This is a genomic window from Cedecea sp. B1(4) (assembly GCF_059414925.1).
Window position 1 is genome coordinate 437,935 of sequence record NZ_JCAHMZ010000006.1, and the last position, 17,030, is coordinate 454,964.

At 55.5% G+C, this 17,030-nt stretch carries 13 protein-coding genes; 7 read left to right on the forward strand and 6 right to left on the reverse strand.

Features of this window, described 5'->3' with window-relative positions:
* Nucleotides 1-6: 6 nt before the first annotated feature.
* Nucleotides 7-2,397: a beta-N-acetylhexosaminidase gene (locus tag ACR6JA_RS14735; protein WP_494493778.1), complete on the reverse strand. Its 2,391-nt coding sequence runs from the start codon at nt 2,395-2,397 to the stop codon at nt 7-9.
* 114 nt (nt 2,398-2,511) lie between these two features.
* Nucleotides 2,512-5,229 carry a magnesium-translocating P-type ATPase gene (mgtA, locus tag ACR6JA_RS14740; RefSeq protein WP_213715468.1) on the reverse strand — a complete coding sequence of 906 codons (2,718 nt, stop codon included), beginning with the start codon at nt 5,227-5,229 and terminating at the stop codon, nt 2,512-2,514.
* A gap of 498 nt (nt 5,230-5,727) precedes the next feature.
* On the opposite strand from mgtA, the gene treR reads away from it, so the two are divergent.
* From treR to treC, 3 genes are all read left to right on the forward strand, one after another.
* On the forward strand, nt 5,728-6,675 hold the full coding sequence (treR, locus tag ACR6JA_RS14745) for a trehalose operon repressor TreR (RefSeq protein ID WP_166877826.1): 948 nt from the start codon (nt 5,728-5,730) through the stop codon (nt 6,673-6,675).
* A 120-nt stretch (nt 6,676-6,795) separates the two neighbouring features.
* A complete protein-coding gene (gene treB / locus ACR6JA_RS14750) occupies nt 6,796-8,214 on the forward strand; it encodes a PTS trehalose transporter subunit IIBC (RefSeq protein ID WP_008454726.1) in 1,419 nt (472 codons plus the stop codon).
* A 200-nt stretch (nt 8,215-8,414) separates the two neighbouring features.
* A complete protein-coding gene (gene treC / locus ACR6JA_RS14755) occupies nt 8,415-10,073 on the forward strand; it encodes an alpha,alpha-phosphotrehalase (protein ID WP_494493779.1) in 1,659 nt (552 codons plus the stop codon).
* 64 nt (nt 10,074-10,137) lie between these two features.
* Here the strand turns inward: treC and ACR6JA_RS14760 are convergent, their stop codons facing one another.
* Nucleotides 10,138-10,668, reverse strand: a complete 531-nt coding sequence (locus ACR6JA_RS14760; protein ID WP_494493780.1) for an NAD(P)H-dependent oxidoreductase — start codon at nt 10,666-10,668, stop codon at nt 10,138-10,140.
* Nucleotides 10,669-10,768: 100 nt separating this feature from the next.
* Here ACR6JA_RS14760 and ACR6JA_RS14765 point away from each other — a divergent pair, with 100 nt between their 5' ends.
* The 3 genes from ACR6JA_RS14765 to nrdG all read left to right on the forward strand — a co-directional run bounded on the left by ACR6JA_RS14765 (nt 10,769) and on the right by nrdG (nt 14,736).
* Nucleotides 10,769-11,650, forward strand: coding sequence for a LysR family transcriptional regulator (locus tag ACR6JA_RS14765; RefSeq protein ID WP_213715464.1), 882 nt, complete (start codon nt 10,769-10,771; stop codon nt 11,648-11,650).
* A gap of 295 nt (nt 11,651-11,945) precedes the next feature.
* On the forward strand, nt 11,946-14,081 hold the full coding sequence (gene nrdD / locus ACR6JA_RS14770) for an anaerobic ribonucleoside-triphosphate reductase (protein ID WP_494493781.1): 2,136 nt from the start codon (nt 11,946-11,948) through the stop codon (nt 14,079-14,081).
* 190 nt (nt 14,082-14,271) lie between these two features.
* Nucleotides 14,272-14,736, forward strand: coding sequence for an anaerobic ribonucleoside-triphosphate reductase-activating protein (gene nrdG / locus ACR6JA_RS14775; protein WP_213715462.1), 465 nt, complete (start codon nt 14,272-14,274; stop codon nt 14,734-14,736).
* Between the two features lie 30 nt (nt 14,737-14,766).
* Here the strand turns inward: nrdG and ACR6JA_RS14780 are convergent, their stop codons facing one another.
* Nucleotides 14,767-15,120, reverse strand: a complete 354-nt coding sequence (locus ACR6JA_RS14780) for a winged helix-turn-helix transcriptional regulator (RefSeq protein ID WP_494493782.1) — start codon at nt 15,118-15,120, stop codon at nt 14,767-14,769.
* 120 nt (nt 15,121-15,240) lie between these two features.
* Between ACR6JA_RS14780 and ACR6JA_RS14785 the strand changes: the two genes are divergently transcribed.
* Nucleotides 15,241-15,771: an NAD(P)H-dependent oxidoreductase gene (locus tag ACR6JA_RS14785; RefSeq protein ID WP_494493783.1), complete on the forward strand. Its 531-nt coding sequence runs from the start codon at nt 15,241-15,243 to the stop codon at nt 15,769-15,771.
* 140 nt (nt 15,772-15,911) lie between these two features.
* Here ACR6JA_RS14785 and ACR6JA_RS14790 read toward each other — a convergent pair whose 3' ends face one another.
* Entirely contained in the window at nt 15,912-16,565 is a 654-nt protein-coding gene (locus tag ACR6JA_RS14790; RefSeq protein ID WP_494493784.1) for an NAD(P)H-binding protein, read from the reverse strand.
* 20 nt (nt 16,566-16,585) lie between these two features.
* On the reverse strand, nt 16,586-17,014 hold the full coding sequence (locus ACR6JA_RS14795) for a YhbP family protein (protein ID WP_494493785.1): 429 nt from the start codon (nt 17,012-17,014) through the stop codon (nt 16,586-16,588).
* Between the last annotated feature and the right edge of the window lie 16 nt (nt 17,015-17,030).

Sequence of the window (17,030 nt, forward strand, 5' to 3'; positions counted from 1 at the left end):
TCTTTCTTACTTCACGGCAGCCCGCAGCAGTTTCTCCAGCGGATACACCGCCGCAATCACCACTTCATCACGAGTCTGCGCCGCAGTATCCAACTGAGCCTGAATGGCTTTCAGCTCGTCATCGCTGAGCGAACCTTGCTTCGCCACCAAATCCGTCAGCCTTAAGCCCAGCCCGGCGAGCTTGTCCACGTCTTCAGCAACCGGCTTGAGCGGTTTTAGCACGTAGTTGCCGTCGATCAGCGCCAATACATCCGGGGTGTTGTTCTGCCAGCGAGTGAAGATATGGCGCAACGCTTCCGCACTGTTCCCGTCTTCCCTGTCGGCAATCAGTTTGTCCACCCAACCGTTAATCGCCCTGACCTGCCCACTTTCTGCCCCAAGCGCATCGGCAAAGCGGTTCAGCGGCTCAAAGTGGTTGTAATTCCCGGCCTGGAACTTCAGATGCTGGCGCGTGTAGTACTGCGCCGGCTCAATGGCCTGGGCGAGGATTTGCAGAGGCATGATCTCCGGTGTACCGGCGAGGCGAGTGAGCTGCGTAACGGACTCGGTGTGCTGACGCAGGCCAACGGAGACCGTGGACCAGGCATCAATGGCCTGCATACGCTGGTACATATTGTCCACGTCTGTGACGTCTTTAGCCGACCACAGCCGCTCGGCTACGGCAAAAGTCCGCGGCCAGAGTTTGATATCCAGCAGCGGGGAGATCACGTTTTCCGCCCACAGCGCCGCTTCGCCGCCAAGGATATTGCTCATCTGCGCTTCAGTTGGGACCACAGGCTGTTTGCCATCCGGGATCCCTTCGAGCTTCTGCCCGGTCGCCGGATAGCGCACGTTGCCCACCAGGAAGTAGCCGTTAAGCTTGTCGTTTTCCAGCGTGACTACCGGGCGCGTTTCCCCCATCCAGGTGTCTACCGCAAAGGTTACCTGAGTTGGATTCAGCCATTTTACGTCATGAACTGCACGGCGGGATTTGCCCTTGAAGTCGATAAATCCGCGCCAGCCGCCGTCACTTTTCACCAGCGTGAAGCTGCCTTCTACCGCGCTGCCTTTCAGACGAGGCATGCTGAAGAACCAGCTCTGTGTGCTGTCGGCTTCACTAATATGATCCACGCCGTTCAGCCCAACCGGCAGCACTTCATTGCGGTAGTGGTAGGCGGTGGACTGCGGCTGATCGAGGTAAAAGCCCGTGGACAGAATGCCTTTGTAGCCGTTGGCCGCAATCGCCCCCAGCGAATCCTGCCCCTGCCAGGACTGGATCAAAATGTTCTTCGGCAGATCTGGGTGATAAATCTCATCCCAGCCCATCATCTGGCGCTTATGTTTCTCGAGGATCTTCTCCAGCCGCTGGTTGAAATACGTTTGCAGCGCGTGGGAGTCCGCCAGATTATGCTGCTTCATAAACTGCTGGATGGCGGCGTTTTCTTTCCACTGGCTATCGTCTACCTCATCACCGCCGATATGCAGATAACTGTCCGGGAAAATAGCGGTAACTTCGCCAATTAGCGTATCCACAAACTTATAGGCGTCTTCGTTAGCCGGGTTCAGCAACGGCTTCAGAACGCCCCAGTTGCGCTCCATCTGGTAAGGCCCCGGCGCGCTCATCAGTTCCGGATAAGCCACCGCCAGCGCTGAGCCGTGCCCAGGCAAATCGATTTCCGGCACCACGCGAATGCCCAGCGAGGTGGCATAACGTACCACCTGTTTCATTTGCGCCTGTGTATAGAACTGCCCGTCGCTCGCCAGCTGCTGCAGCTTTGGATAATGAGTCGACGCAAAGCGCCAGCCCTGATCGTCCGTCAGGTGCCAGTGGAAGACGTTCAGCTTGGCGGCGGCCATCCCGTCCAACTGGCGGAGAATGTCGTTCACCGGCATAAAATGGCGAGCCGAATCAAGCAGCAGCCCGCGCCACGGGAAACGCGGGACATCTTTGATTTCGACATAAGGAATCGACGTGTTTTGCGGGCCATTTTGAATAAGCTGCAGGACGGTCTCCATGCCGCGCATCGCGCCAAAACGCGTGTTAGCGGTGAGCTTCACGCCGTCCGCCGTCACGCTTAAGGCATAGCTTTCGTCGCTGTCTGCTTTAGGCAGTGGATCAACGGCTTGCTTGATTTGAATAGCAATCGTGGGTTTGCCCGGCTGTGCCGCCGCGGGCTGAAGCTGCCAGCCAGTTTGCAGGCTGATACGCTGCCGCCAGCGGTCAATAGCCCCGTCGAGCTTATCGCCGCTAATGGCGATAGACACGGCGTTAGTCAGAGGTAAACTGCCCTGCGTGGCCGGGAGTTCGACCTGCTGCGGCCAGGGCATTAACGGGAGATCCCCTGCCGGGGCAGCCTGCGCCTGACAGGCAACGGCGATACCTGCGGCCAGCAGGCTAAGACGAAGCGATTTGAACATGGATAATCCTTTCACGTGACGGGCCAGAAAATAGCAAAAACAATCTGTTATCACGTGGAGGATTTTTCAGCAAGGCGGCGGCGAGATGTGGATCACATCTCGCCATTTTTTGGATTACTGCCAGCCGTAACGGCGGCTATAGAAACCTTTTACCGCCTGAGTCAGCATCATGTAGCCTGCCAGGATGATCACCAGCAGCGGGAAGTAGCTCAGCGGCAGCGCCTGCAGGTGGAGATATTCCGCCAGCGGGGAGAACGGCAGCGCAATCCCGAGCGCCATCACCAGCAGCGTCATCACCATCAGCGGCCAGGCCGGACGGCTTTGCAGGAACGGAATACGACGGGTACGGATCATGTGCACAATCAGCGTCTGAGACAGCAGGCCTTCCACGAACCAGCCGGACTGGAACAGCGTTTGCGCTTCCGGGGAATTGGCTTTGAAAATCCACCACATCACGCCGAAGGTCACAATATCGAAGATGGAGCTGAGCGGCCCGAAGAACACCATAAAGCGGCCCAGATCGGCCGGATTCCAGCGCTGCGGCTGCTTGATTTGCTCATCATCGACGTTATCAAACGGGATTGCGACCTGGGAGACATCGTACATCAGGTTCTGAATCAGTAAGTGAATCGGCAGCATCGGCAGGAACGGCAGGAAGGCGCTGGCCACCAGCACGCTGAAGACGTTGCCGAAGTTGGAGCTGGCGGTCATTTTGATGTACTTGAGCATGTTGGCGAAGGTACGACGGCCTTCAATCACGCCCTCTTCCAGCACCATCAGGCTTTTTTCCAGCAGGATGATGTCGGCAGCTTCACGGGCGATATCCACCGCGCCATCAACGGAAATACCGATATCCGCCGCACGTAACGCTGGAGCATCGTTGATGCCGTCGCCCATAAAGCCAACCACATGGCCTTCACCGCGCAGCAGGCGAACGATGCGCTCTTTGTGCATCGGCGTCAGGCGGGCAAATAGCGTGGTTTGCAGCGCCACACGAGCCAGCTCGTCATCGCTCATCTCTTCGATGTCGCTGCCGATAATCAGGTCGCCTACTTCCAGACCGACTTCACGGCATACTTTCGCCGCGACCAGTTCGCTGTCGCCGGTCAGGATTTTCACCGCGATGCCGCTGGCTTTCAGGGCTTTTAACGCCGGAGCGGTGGTCTCTTTCGGCGGATCGAGGAAGGCAATGTAGCCTTCGAGGATCAGATCGGACTCATCCACGCGGCTGTAGTCTGCGCTGCGGGCTGGCAGGAATTTGGTGGCAACGGCAACGACGCGCAGACCCTGGCTGTTTAGCGAGTCGGTTACGCTGCGAATGCGCGTCAGCATCCCTTCACTGAGCGGTACGATTTCATCGCCGTGGCGCACGTGGGTACAGACGTTGAGGATCTCCTGCAGCGCGCCTTTGCAGATTAGCTGATGCACATCTGGCTGTTCAGATACCACAACCGACATGCGGCGACGGTCAAAGTCGAAAGGAATTTCATCTATTTTGTGCCAGCGGGCAACCGCCGTGCGGGCGTGATCGGCATCGACGCCTTCCAGTACCGCCACGTCGAGCAGGTTTTTCAGGCCGGTTTGGTAGTGGCTGTTCAGCCAGGCGGTATGCAGTACGCGATCGCTTTGCTCACCGAAGATATCAGTATGGGTTTCCAGCACAATGCGGTCCTGCGTCAGGGTGCCGGTTTTATCGGTACACAGGATGTCCATCGCGCCAAAGTTCTGGATAGCATCCAGGTGCTTCACAATGACTTTTTGCTTCGACAGCTTGACCGCCCCGCGCGCCAGCGTGGAGGTCACAATCATAGGCAGCATTTCCGGCGTCAGGCCGACGGCAACGGAGAGCGAGAACAGCGCCGCTTCCCACCAGTCGCCCTTGGTGAAGCCGTTAATCAGCAGCACTACCGGCACCATGACCAGCATAAAGCGGATCAGCAGCCAGCTTACGCGGCTGATACCCCGCTGGAAGGCGTTAGGTTCGCTTTCCTGCTGGGTGACACGCCCGGCAAGCTGGCCGAACCAGGTGTTGCCGCCGGTGGCGATAATCATGGCCAGCGCGGTGCCGCTCACCACGTTGGTACCCATAAAGCAGAGGTTGTCGCACTCCAGCGGGTTGTGCTGGTCGTGCTGGCGGCTGACGGCAACTTTCTCGACCGGCAGAGATTCCCCGGTCAGCGACGCCTGACCTACAAACAGGTCACGCGCCTGTATCACGCGCAGGTCGGCTGGGATCATGTCACCCGCAGCAAGCTTAACAATGTCTCCAGGCACCAGCTGGTCCAGCGGAACTTCAACGTAGGCATATTCGCCCTGATCGTTGATAACACGCAGCACGGTTGCGGTGTTGCTCACCATCGCCTTCAGCGCATCCGCCGCGCGGGTGGAGCGGGTTTCCTGGATGAAGTTCAGCAGCGTGGAAATGACCACCATCAGCGCGATGACGCTGGCGCCAAACAGATCATCTTCCGTTGCGTAGGAGAAAATCCCCAGCGCCGTCAGCAGCAGGTTGAACGGGTTGCGGTAACAAACCCAGAGATGCACAAACCACGGCGCGGGCTGCTGCGCCGGGATCTGGTTCAGACCGTGGGTTTCGCGCGCCTTTTCGACTTCGCGAGCGTCCAGCCCTTCCGGGTGGCTGCCAAACTCAACGTAGAGCTGCTCTTCGCTGGCGGCGGCATATTTCAGGCAGGCCTGGGTCAGCGTCGCCGGAATATCGGCGGCCTTTGCCACCACTTTCCCGTCAGGCATAGGATCGCGCTGCACCAGGCGGCGCGGCAGATGGCGGCTCAGCTGGGACATCAGCTGGCGTGTGAGGTTTTTGAATTGCATAAACGTCCTTAGCACCGTCTTGAGCGGTACCTAAGTTTCCTGCAGGCGCAACAAAGCTGCACCAGGCAGGAGAGCATCAACAAGCAGGGACGTAAAAGAGAGCGGTCGTCACTGCCTTACAAAACCGGTAAGGCAGCGGGCGTTAACCTGTGGCTTACCGGAAAATTCCTGTTACTTCAGGGTGAGGACTGGGATCGGGTTCCATGTCATCTCCGGTAGCGTTGAAAGAAAAATAGCATTACGCCTTCTGGCATAATGAGAATGCCCGGTATACTACGCCCGTAAAACTAAACCGTCTGTAAACCAGATTTTGCCCATATCGGGAACGGGATAGAGCGTTAAAATTTTAATCCTGGTAAGTATATTCTAAATAATCCGGATTACAGGTTGGTGGCAAACGAGTGACAATCACTGCATTCGTGTCCCTAAGGGAACAGGGCTAGCCGCCATTGTCTAACCAACCAATTTGCACCGTGACCGCCAGGGAAAAGAACAACCATGCAAAGTCGCCTTACCATCAAAGATATTGCCCGCCTGAGCGGCGTGGGGAAATCTACCGTTTCTCGCGTATTGAACAATGAAAGCGGCGTCAGCGCCCGCACGCGGGAACGGGTTGAAGCGGTAATGCAGCAGCATGAGTTTTCCCCTTCCCGCTCGGCGCGCGCGATGCGCGGGCAAAGCGACAAAGTCGTCGCCATTATTGTGACCCGCCTGGACTCCCTGTCGGAAAATCTGGCGGTGCAAACCATGCTGCCTTGCCTTTACGAGCAGGGCTATGACCCGATCATGATGGAAAGCCAGTTCTCACCAGAGATGGTTGAGGAGCATCTTGGCATGCTGCGCCGCCGTAACATCGACGGCGTGATTCTGTTTGGCTTCACCGGCATCAACGAGAAGGTGCTGCAGCCGTGGCGCTCCACGCTGGTGCTGATGGCGCGCGATGCCAGCGGCTTCGCTTCGGTGTGTTATGACGATGAAGGCTCCATTCACATCCTGATGTCTACGCTTTATCAGCAGGGTCACCGGGATATCAGCTTCCTTGGCGTGCCGCACGGCGACGTCACCACCGGTTACCGCCGCCACCAGGCGTATCTCGCTTTTTGCCGTGACCACGATATCGTTCCAAATGCCGCCCTGCCCGGCCTTGCCATGAAGCAGGGCTACGAGCATGTGGTTGAAGTTCTGACCCCGAAAACCACCGCCCTGCTGTGCGCCACCGACACCCTGGCGCTGGGCGCTAGCAAATATCTCCAGCAGCAAAATCGCAGCGATATTCAACTGGCGAGCGTGGGGAACACGCCGCTGATGAAATTCTTGCATCCTGAAATCATTACCGTTGACCCAGGCTACGCCGAAGCCGGTCGCGCCGCGGCTTTACAGCTGATCGGGCAGATTTCTCAGGACCAACAGCTGCGGCAAATCGTCATTCCTAGTCACCTGCAATAAAACCGTCCCTGAACGGGATTTTGTGATCTTCGCCCGGTTTCGGGAACGTTCCCATTTTCGCAATATAGAAACCTGGCTACCCTTACAACAGGTCATTACCTCCTACCCAGGGTGTTACTTATGAGCAAAGTAAAACAACAAGACATCGACAAACTGATCGAACTGGTTGGCGGGCGCGAGAATATCGCCACCGTCAGCCACTGCATTACCCGACTGCGTTTTGTGCTGAACCATCCCGAAAATGCCCATCCTAAAGAGATCGAAAATCTGCCCATGGTGAAAGGCTGCTTTACCAATGCCGGCCAGTTCCAGGTGGTTATCGGTACCGATGTGGATGATTACTACAAAGCGCTGATCGCCACGACCGGGCTGGACTCCGCCGACAAAGAGCAGGCCAAGACGGCGGCTCGTCAAAACATGAAATGGCACGAGCAGCTGATCTCCCACTTCGCAGAGATCTTCTTCCCCCTGCTGCCAGCGCTGATCAGCGGGGGTTTGATCCTCGGTTTCCGTAACGTCATTGGCGACCTGCCGATGAGCAACGGGGAAACCCTTGCCCAGATGTACCCGGCGCTGAAAACCGTCTATGACTTCCTGTGGCTGATTGGTGAAGCGATCTTCTTCTATCTGCCGGTGGGCATTTGCTGGTCTGCGGTGAAGAAAATGGGCGGCACGCCGATCCTCGGCATCGTGCTGGGCGTTACGCTGGTCTCCCCACAGCTGATGAACGCCTACGAACTGGGCACCAAGATCCCGGAAGTGTGGAACTTCGGCTGGTTCACTATTGAGAAAGTCGGTTACCAGGCGCAGGTTATCCCGGCACTGCTGGCCGGTCTGGCGCTCGGCTTCATCGAAACTCGTATGAAACGCATCGTGCCGGATTATCTTTATCTGGTTATCGTGCCGGTTTGCTCGCTGATCCTGGCTGTTTTCCTGGCGCACACCGTCATCGGACCGTTTGGCCGTATGATCGGCGACGGCGTGGCGTTCGCGGTTCGCCACCTGATGACCGGCAGCTTCGCCCCTATCGGCGCCGCGCTGTTTGGTTTCCTGTATGCACCATTGGTGATTACCGGCGTTCACCAGACCACGCTGGCCATCGACATGCAGATGATCCAGAGCCTGGGCGGGACACCGGTTTGGCCGCTGATTGCGCTGTCTAACATCGCGCAGGCTTCTGCGGTTGTCGGCATCATTATCTGTAGCCGCAAGCAGAATGAACGTGAAATCTCCGTCCCGGCGGCCATTTCTGCCTACCTCGGCGTAACCGAACCGGCCATGTACGGGATCAACCTGAAGTACCACTTCCCGATGCTGTGCGCGATGGTCGGTTCAGGCCTGGCTGGCCTGCTGTGCGGCCTGAACGGCGTGATGGCGAACGGGATTGGCGTCGGCGGTCTGCCGGGCATCCTGTCCATTCAGCCTAAGTTCTGGGGTGTCTACGCCATTGCAATTGTTATCGCGGTGATTGTGCCGATTATCCTGACCTCCATCGTCTACAAGCGTAAATTCCGCCAGGGCACGCTGCTGGTGGTGTAGTGAGATAGACCGGGGGCAGAAATGCCCCCCCCTTTTCGTCAGAGCAAAGTGACTTTTTCTCGCTTTGTGGGTTATCAGCTGAAAATCAGCCCATTGATTTTCCTTGTTTATTTTTGATGGCACTTACGGTTCTTTCTACGCCAGAAGTTTGTCATCAGTTTATGGGGCAATTCCGCCCCTTCAGCTAGCAGGAACTCGCTATGAATATCACTCCTCCGTGGTGGCAGAACGGCGTCATCTACCAGATTTACCCGAAGAGTTTCCAGGACACGACCGGCAGCGGGACCGGCGATCTGAAGGGCGTGATTCAGCGTCTGGATTACCTCAAAACGCTGGGTGTAGATGCCATTTGGCTGACGCCGTTTTATGTGTCGCCTCAGATAGATAACGGCTACGACGTCGCTGACTACTGCGCGATAGATCCGACCTACGGCACGCTGGAAGATTTTGATTTGCTGGTGGCCGAAGCCCACCAGCGCGGTATTCGTCTGGTGCTCGATATGGTGTTTAACCACACCTCCACGGAGCACGACTGGTTCAAGCAGGCGCAGGATAAACACAGCCCGTACCGCGAATTCTATATCTGGCGCGACGGCACGCCGGATATTCTGCCGAATAACTGGCGTTCGAAGTTTGGCGGCAACGCCTGGCAGTGGCAGGCGGAAACCGGGCAATACTACCTGCACCTTTTCGCGCCTGAGCAGGCGGACCTTAACTGGGAAAACCCGACGGTTCGCGCCGAGCTGAAGAAGGTTTGCGAGTTCTGGGCCAACCGCGGCGTAGACGGCCTGCGCCTCGACGTAATTAACCTGGTTTCAAAAGACCAGACGTTCCCGAATGACGTGAACGGCGGTGATGGGCGTCGTTTTTACACCGATGGCCCACGGGTTCACGAGTACCTGCGGGAATTCAGCCGCGATGCCTTTAAGCCGCTCGGCCTGATGACCGTCGGCGAGATGTCCTCCACCTCGCTGGATAACTGCCAGAAATATGGCGCTCTCGACGGCAGCGAGCTGTCGATGACCTTTAACTTCCATCACCTCAAGGTGGATTATCCCGGCGGTGAGAAATGGACGCTGGCAAAACCTGACTACGTGGAGCTGAAGTCAATCTTCAACCACTGGCAGCAGGGTATGCACAACGTGGCATGGAATGCGTTGTTCTGGTGTAACCACGACCAGCCGCGCATCGTGTCCCGTTTTGGTCACGAAAGCGAGCTGCGAACCACCTCCGCGAAGATGCTGGCGATGGTGCTGCACGGCATGCAAGGCACGCCGTACATCTATCAGGGGGAAGAGATTGGGATGACCAATCCGCATTTCTCCAGCATCGATCAGTACCGCGACGTGGAAAGCCTGAATATGTTTGCCGAGCTGCGAACCCTTGGACGCGACAGCGACACGCTGATGTCTATTCTTGCCAGTAAGTCACGCGACAACAGCCGCACGCCGATGCAGTGGGATGCGGGCAGTAATGCCGGCTTTAGCGAAGGCACGCCGTGGATTGGCCTGTGCGATAACTACCAGACGGTCAATGCCGCAGCGGCGCTGGAGGACAAAGAGTCAGTCTTCTATACCTACCAGCAGTTGATCAAGCTGCGTAAGACAGAGCCGGTGCTGACCTGGGGGAATTATCAGGATCTGCTGCCGGAGCACCCGCTGGTGTGGAGCTACAGCCGCCAACATGAAGGCCAGACGCTGGTAGTTGCCGCGAACCTTAGCGCAGAGGCGCAATGGCTGCAGTTGGAAGGGCACGAAGGCGAATGGGAAGTACTGATGAGTAACTACGCTGATGCCGCCCCTAAACCTGCGGAGATGAGCCTGAGACCGTTTGAGGCGGTGTACTGGATTAAGCGTTAGTCTGGAAAAATGCCCCTCACCTAACCTTCTCCCCACGGGGAGAAGGTTAGGTGAGGGGTGAAAATTACCCTTTCAACGCCTGAACCCGGCTCAGCCAGCCGTTAACGCCTTCGTCGATCAGCGCTTCCGTAATTGTATTCGCCCCCTGAATAAGCGCAGGCGTCTGCCAGATCATACCGGTCTTATTCGCCATCGCGTGGAACGGCAGCAGCAGCTCTTCCACCGTATAGCGATTAGCACCTTCTGCACGATAAGCCTCCGCCTGGCCGCCCGTCGACGTCATGACCATCAGCTTTTTGCCGTGCAGCGCGGTGCCGTTAGTCCCGTAGGCAAAGCCAAAGGTTAGCACCTGATCCTGCCAGTCTTTGAGGATCGCCGGGGAGCTGTACCACCAGAACGGGAACATCAGCACAATCGCGTCATGTTCCATCAGCAGCGCCTGTTCACGCTCAACGTCAATCTGGTGATCCGGGTACTCACGCTTAAGTTCGTGCACGGTGACGCCTGCGATGCTTTTCAGGGCCGTAATGCCAGCGCGGTTAATACGGGATTCTTCAGGGGCACGATGTGCCGCCAGCACTAATATTTTATTCATCTTTCAGACCTCATTTTTGGGATGAGGCTATCTTTTCAGATGACAGGGCTTACCTGTAGTCCATAACATGGCACATCTGTTTCAACCAAAGGTTACAAGCATGATACTTTCCGCAGACGTTCATCGGCTCATTCCCGCTTTTCTGGCAGCGGCAGACTGCCAGAGTTTTTCCGAGGCAGCTCGTCAGTTGGGCATTACGCCCGCGGCGGTGAGCAAAAGCATTCGCCAGCTTGAGCAGCGGCTGGGCATCGTGCTCTTTGTGCGCAATACGCACTTTGTGATGCTGACCGAAGAAGGGACAGCGCTGCGTGAAGAGGTCGCTCCGCTGTGGCAGGCGCTGAACCAGGCGCTGGTTAATCCGGGGGCGGAACCTTCGGGGCTGCTGCGCGTCAGCGTGATCCCTGGCTTTGGCCGCCACTGCCTGATGCCAATCCTGGCCGAATTCCAGCGGCGCTATCCGCTGATTCGCTTTGAGATGTCGATGGAAGCCCGCAGCGTCAACCTCATTGGCGAGCGCATTGACGTAGCCATCGGCCACCGCACGGTAAGAGATAACCGCGTGGTGGCGCGCGAGCTGTATACCTCGAAAATGATTACGGCGGCGTCACCGGCCTATTTAGCTCAACACGGAACACCACAAACGCCGGAAGATCTCGCGAAGCATCGCTGCCTCATCCACCGTAACTCCGGCACCGGGCGCCTTCAGCAGTGGATGAATAACGAAACGCTGTTTGATGAGCCTTCAGCCTGGTTTATCTCCACCTCGCCGGATTCTCTGATGGATGCCGCGCTGTCCGGCATGGGGATCGTTTATCTCGCCGACTGGTATCTCACCCGTCCCATCGCCGAAGGTAAATTAGCGCCGATTTTGCAGGGTTCAGCCCCCGAGCCACAGCAGCTCTGGGTGAAGTATGCCGGAGGAAAAATCCCGCCAAAGACTCGGGTGTTTGTAGAATATTTATACGAAAAATTAATCGGATAATTTCCCTCCAATAGACAACGCCCGCCGTTTCTACCGCCCCCGATTTACTTTGTTCTGAATCAATAAAATCGCAAACATGTTTGATGCAAATCACTATATATAGAACTTAGAATGCATCTCGGCCCTACATGTTGTATTCATCGACTATTATAACGACAACGCCCTAAGGATAAGTTTGGGGATTATCTGTGGATAAAAAGGGCCAACTTTCGGGAAGTTTCGACAGGACAACTGGCTACGAGCTCCCGGAGATCCCCCTACATTTGTGGATAACCTAAAAATAAACGGAGAAATCATGACACCGCATGTGATGAAAAGAGACGGGTGCAAGGTACCTTTCACTTCAGAGCGCATCAGAGAAGCCATTCTGCGTGCAGCTAAAGCAGCGGGAGTCGATGACGCGGACTATTGCGCCACCGTCGCAGATATCGTCAGTCAGCAGATGGCCGGTCGCAGCCAGGTCGACATCGGCGAGATCCAGGTCGCCGTGGAAAACCAGCTCATGGCCGGAAACTACAAGCAGCTGGCGCGCGCCTATATTGAGTATCGCCATGACCGCGATATTGAGCGCGAAAAGCGTGGCCGCCTGAACCAGGAAATTCGTGGCCTCGTTGAGCAGACTAATTCCGCCCTGCTCAACGAGAATGCCAACAAAGACAGTAAAGTGATCCCCACCCAGCGCGACCTGCTGGCCGGGATCGTCGCCAAGCACTACGCCAAGCAGCACCTGCTGCCGCGCGATGTGGTGCTAGCGCACGAGCGCGGCGATATTCACTATCACGATCTCGACTACTCTCCGTTTTTCCCGATGTTCAACTGCATGCTTATCGATCTCAAAGGTATGCTGACCCACGGCTTTAAAATGGGTAACGCCGAGATCGAACCGCCAAAATCCATTTCTACCGCAACGGCGGTTACCGCGCAGATCATCGCCCAGGTTGCCAGCCATATTTACGGCGGAACCACCATCAACCGCATCGACGAAGTGCTGGCCCCGTTTGTGACCGAAAGCTTTAACAAGCACCGTAAAATTGCTGAAGAGTGGCAGATCCCCGACGCGGAGGGATATGCTCACTCCCGCACCGAGAAGGAGTGCTACGATGCCTTCCAGTCCCTTGAATACGAAGTGAATACCCTGCATACCGCCAACGGGCAGACGCCGTTTGTCACCTTTGGTTTTGGCCTCGGCACCAGTTGGGAGTCCCGCCTGATCCAGAAGTCTATTTTGCGCAATCGTATCGCCGGCCTGGGTAAAAATCGCAAGACCGCGGTGTTCCCAAAACTGGTCTTTGCGATCAAGGACGGCCTGAACCATAGGTTCGGCGACGCCAACTACGACATTAAGCAACTGGCACTGGAATGCGCCTCCAAACGCATGTACCCGGACATCCTTAACTACGATCAGGTGGTGAAAGTCACCGGTTCGTTTAAAACGCCAATGGGCTGCCGCAGCTTCCTCGGCGTATACGAAGAAAACGGCGAGCAGATCCACGACGGGCGTAACAACCTCGGCGTGATCAGCCTGAACCTGCCGCGCATTGCGCTGGAAGCCAAAGGGGATGAAGCCACCTTCTGGAAACTGCTGGACGATCGCTTACTGCTGGCGCGTAAAGCGCTGATGACCCGCATTGCCCGCCTGGAAGGCGTCAAAGCCCGAGTGGCCCCGATCCTCTATATGGAAGGTGCCTGCGGCGTGCGCCTGAACGCCGACGACGACGTATCTGAGATCTTTAAAAATGGCCGGGCGTCTATTTCCCTGGGCTATATCGGCATCCATGAAACGGTGAATGCCCTGTTCGGTAACCAACATGTGTACGACAGCGAAACCCTGCGCGAGAAGGCCGTTGCCATTGTTGCCCGCCTGCGCGAAGCCACCGACAGCTGGAAAGAAGAAACCGGCTACGGCTTTAGTCTTTACAGCACGCCAAGTGAGAACCTGTGCGACCGCTTCTGCCGTCTGGATACCGCGGAGTTTGGCGTCGTGCCTGGCGTGACGGATAAAGGCTACTACACCAACAGTTTCCACCTCGACGTGGAGAAAAAGGTGGATCCTTACGACAAAATCGACTTCGAAGCACCTTACCCACCTCTAGCTAACGGCGGCTTCATTTGCTACGGCGAGTACCCGAACATCCAGCACAACCTTCGAGCGCTGGAGGACGTATGGGATTATAGCTACAAACATGTGCCTTACTACGGCACCAATACGCCAATCGATGAATGTTACGAGTGCGGCTACACCGGTGAGTTCGAATGTACCAACAAGGGCTTTACCTGCCCGAAATGCGGTAACCACGATGCGGCGCGCGTGTCGGTTACCCGCCGCGTATGCGGTTATCTCGGCAGCCCGGATGCTCGCCCGTTCAACGCCGGTAAGCAAGAAGAGGTGAAACGCCGCGTGAAGCACCTGGGTAATGGGCAGATCGGTTAACAATTTCCGTTTTTAGACTTTAATGCTGCCAAATCTTTGGGATAAAGCTGACTTTCAGCAATTTTTTCGCAAAGCAATTGACGTTAGAACAAGGCGGCAAAGGAAGGAATCCCCGGGAGCTTACATAAAGTAAGTGACCGGGGTGAGTGAGAGCAGCCAACACAGTTATGGCGTCAATTGAGATGCGAAAATGAATTATCACCAGTACTACCCCGTCGACATCGTCAATGGCCCCGGCACTCGCTGCACGCTGTTTGTCTCAGGCTGCGTGCACGAATGCCCCGGCTGCTACAACAAAAGCACCTGGCGCGTGAATTCGGGCATGCCGTTTACCGCAGAAATGGCCGATCGCATTATTGCCGACCTGAACGACACCCGCGTTAAGCGTCAGGGGATCTCGCTTTCGGGCGGCGATCCCCTGCATCCGCAGAACGTGCCCGAGATTCTAAAGCTGGTGCAGCGCGTGCGTGCCGAATGCCCAGGCAAGGACATCTGGGTGTGGACGGGATATAAGATTGATGAACTGAACGCTGCACAGCAGGAAGTGGCGGCGTTAATCAACGTGCTGGTGGACGGCAAGTTTGTTCAGGATTTAAAAGACCCGGCGCTTATCTGGCGCGGCAGCAGTAACCAGGTTGTTCATCACCTGCGTTAAATCAGGCTTCCCGCCAGCCTGCGGAAAGCTTCACTTCAGCACATCATAGCGGTGCACGTTTCCCCATTCGCACATCATATCCAGCACCGGGATCAGCGACTTACCGCGCTCTGAAAGGCTGTACTCCACCTTGGGTGGAATTTGCGGATATTCGTCCCGAATAATCAGCCCGTCACTCTCCAGCTCTTTCAGCGTCAGGCTGAGTGTTCTAAACGAGATAGTTTCAATGCAACGTTTTAGCTCATTGAAGCGAATTACCGGCTTATGTTCCGCCAGCGCATAGAGAATGATCATTTTATATTTCCCATTCACCAGCGACAGCGTATAGGCAAAGCCCGTGTCGCCCATAAATGCGCAGGAATCCGGCACAGCTTTTTCGCTCATGACACTATCCTTTGGTATAGTACATATCAACAATGACAGTATTGTACTTTAATTTAAAGCTCCCTATGATGCAAACATCAAATAAACAATGATGAGCAGCCATCTCAAGAGGAATTAACCATGAAGACGTTAATTGTTGTTATTCATCCGAATATTAATGAGTCTAAAATTAATAATCGCTGGGTAAGTGAATTAGAAAATCATCTGGCGTTATATACCGTCCACAATCTTTATCAGGCTTATCCAGATGGCGTTATTGATGTGGAAAGCGAGCAAAAACTGATTGAACAACACGATAAAATTATTCTGCAATTTCCGCTGTACTGGTTTAACAGCCCACCGTTGTTAAAGCAGTGGCTGGATGAGGTCTTTACCTATGGCTGGGCCTACGGCTCTGCCAGCGGGCATAAGCTCAGAGGCCGTAAGTTCGCGCTGGCGGTAAGCGCCGGCATCAAAGAGGAGGACTTTTCACCTGACGGGCGCTATCAGCATTCGTTACAGGAAATACTTCTGCCGTTTGAAATGACCGCGAAATATGTCGAAGCGGATTATCAGCCCTTCTACGCATTTTATGGGGCTGAATATGAAGTTTCCGCACAGCAGCTGGAAAGCAGTGCTAAAGGATATATTGATTACCTGCAGTCCTTTTAATATTTAGCCTTTAATCCCTGACAGTTATCTTCTCAATATTGTATTGAGCGGTATGCTTTAGCTATTAAAAAGCCACGTTACTACGTGGCTTTTATTTATAACAGCAACGTAAATAATGCCACACAAGCTATCTGGAAAAATTACTCCGCAGCAAAGTGCTGAGCTCGTTCTCGAAGTTCGGCAGAATTAACAATCGTTACTCCTTCACGAGCAGGGTTGAACGCGTCAAAAAGTAGGGCTTTTGCCACGTCCAGCGATTCAATAGCTTTGAGGTTGCCGGGCAGCATTTTAAAAATCGGCAGCATGACGACTTCGTTTAAGCGACGGGTTTGGCGATGCCCCAACAGCATTGAGGGGCGGGCAATGGTCAGACGCGACCAGGTTTGCGCTATCAGCGTATCTTCCATTTCACCCTTAACGCGGTTGTAGAAGAACGGCGAGCGGCTGTTCGCGCCCAGCGCGCTAACCACCAGCATCTGTTTTGCCCCAAGCCGCTGGCCCGTAAGAGCGGTGTCCACGACAAGTGTGTAATCGACAAGAATAAACGCCTCTTTGCTGCCGGCCTCGCGAAGCGTTGTACCCAGGCAGCAAAAGACCATATCAACCGGTTCCGTGACCTGCGCGAGCGCGTCTGACAGCTGTGGATCGTGTGGATTAACAACCTTGTTCAGCGCTACCGGCAGCGGGCGGCGGGTGGGTGCCACAATCGAGGTAACGCGCGAGTCCTGACTAAGCAGGCGGAGCAAATGGCCACCCACAAGCCCTGTGGCACCGACAATCAGAACACGACTCATACTGCCTCCTGAGAATGAATTTATTCGTCACGTAGCCAGTGTAGCTTTTTCCCGAAGCCGAGCGTGTTGTCCGTCATTTTTATCTCATCGAGCCGAATTTCCCACATCGGAGCCGACATGACTTTGGCTATCGGGAAACGTTTTAGGTAGCGAATACGGAAGTCAGCCGCTTCTTCTGCCGCCAGCAGACGAATTTCCCCCCGGAACTGTACGCCCCGGATAAGCGCCACGGTTTTGGGCTGGCCGTTTATCGTCCCGGCTACCGGGGCTTGCTCCCCAATCAATTCACCGTGGCGGGATGAAGTATCGCTCAATAGATAAAAGGCCACGCGTTCAGGGTCGAAAATGTAAAACGCGTTCGCGCACCAAAGCGAGTGCCCACTGCCCACGCAGTAGCTGAGAACATGTTGTTTTGTCAGCCAGCGGCTGATGGCATTGAGTGATTCCATCGTCATCCTGAACAGT

Coding starts and splice junctions, on each gene's coding strand:
- mgtA (WP_213715468.1), bottom strand. CDS start 5,229: ATGCAATTCAAAAACCTCACACGCCAGCTGATGTCCCAGCTGAGCCGC.
- ACR6JA_RS14780 (WP_494493782.1), bottom strand. CDS start 15,120: ATGAGCGAAAAAGCTGTGCCGGATTCCTGCGCATTTATGGGCGACACG.
- ACR6JA_RS14795 (WP_494493785.1), bottom strand. CDS start 17,014: ATGGAATCACTCAATGCCATCAGCCGCTGGCTGACAAAACAACATGTT.
- ACR6JA_RS14765 (WP_213715464.1), top strand. CDS start 10,769: ATGATACTTTCCGCAGACGTTCATCGGCTCATTCCCGCTTTTCTGGCA.
- treC (WP_494493779.1), top strand. CDS start 8,415: ATGAATATCACTCCTCCGTGGTGGCAGAACGGCGTCATCTACCAGATT.
- nrdG (WP_213715462.1), top strand. CDS start 14,272: ATGAATTATCACCAGTACTACCCCGTCGACATCGTCAATGGCCCCGGC.
- ACR6JA_RS14760 (WP_494493780.1), bottom strand. CDS start 10,668: ATGAATAAAATATTAGTGCTGGCGGCACATCGTGCCCCTGAAGAATCC.
- nrdD (WP_494493781.1), top strand. CDS start 11,946: ATGACACCGCATGTGATGAAAAGAGACGGGTGCAAGGTACCTTTCACT.
- treB (WP_008454726.1), top strand. CDS start 6,796: ATGAGCAAAGTAAAACAACAAGACATCGACAAACTGATCGAACTGGTT.
- treR (WP_166877826.1), top strand. CDS start 5,728: ATGCAAAGTCGCCTTACCATCAAAGATATTGCCCGCCTGAGCGGCGTG.
- ACR6JA_RS14785 (WP_494493783.1), top strand. CDS start 15,241: ATGAAGACGTTAATTGTTGTTATTCATCCGAATATTAATGAGTCTAAA.
- ACR6JA_RS14790 (WP_494493784.1), bottom strand. CDS start 16,565: ATGAGTCGTGTTCTGATTGTCGGTGCCACAGGGCTTGTGGGTGGCCAT.
- ACR6JA_RS14735 (WP_494493778.1), bottom strand. CDS start 2,397: ATGTTCAAATCGCTTCGTCTTAGCCTGCTGGCCGCAGGTATCGCCGTT.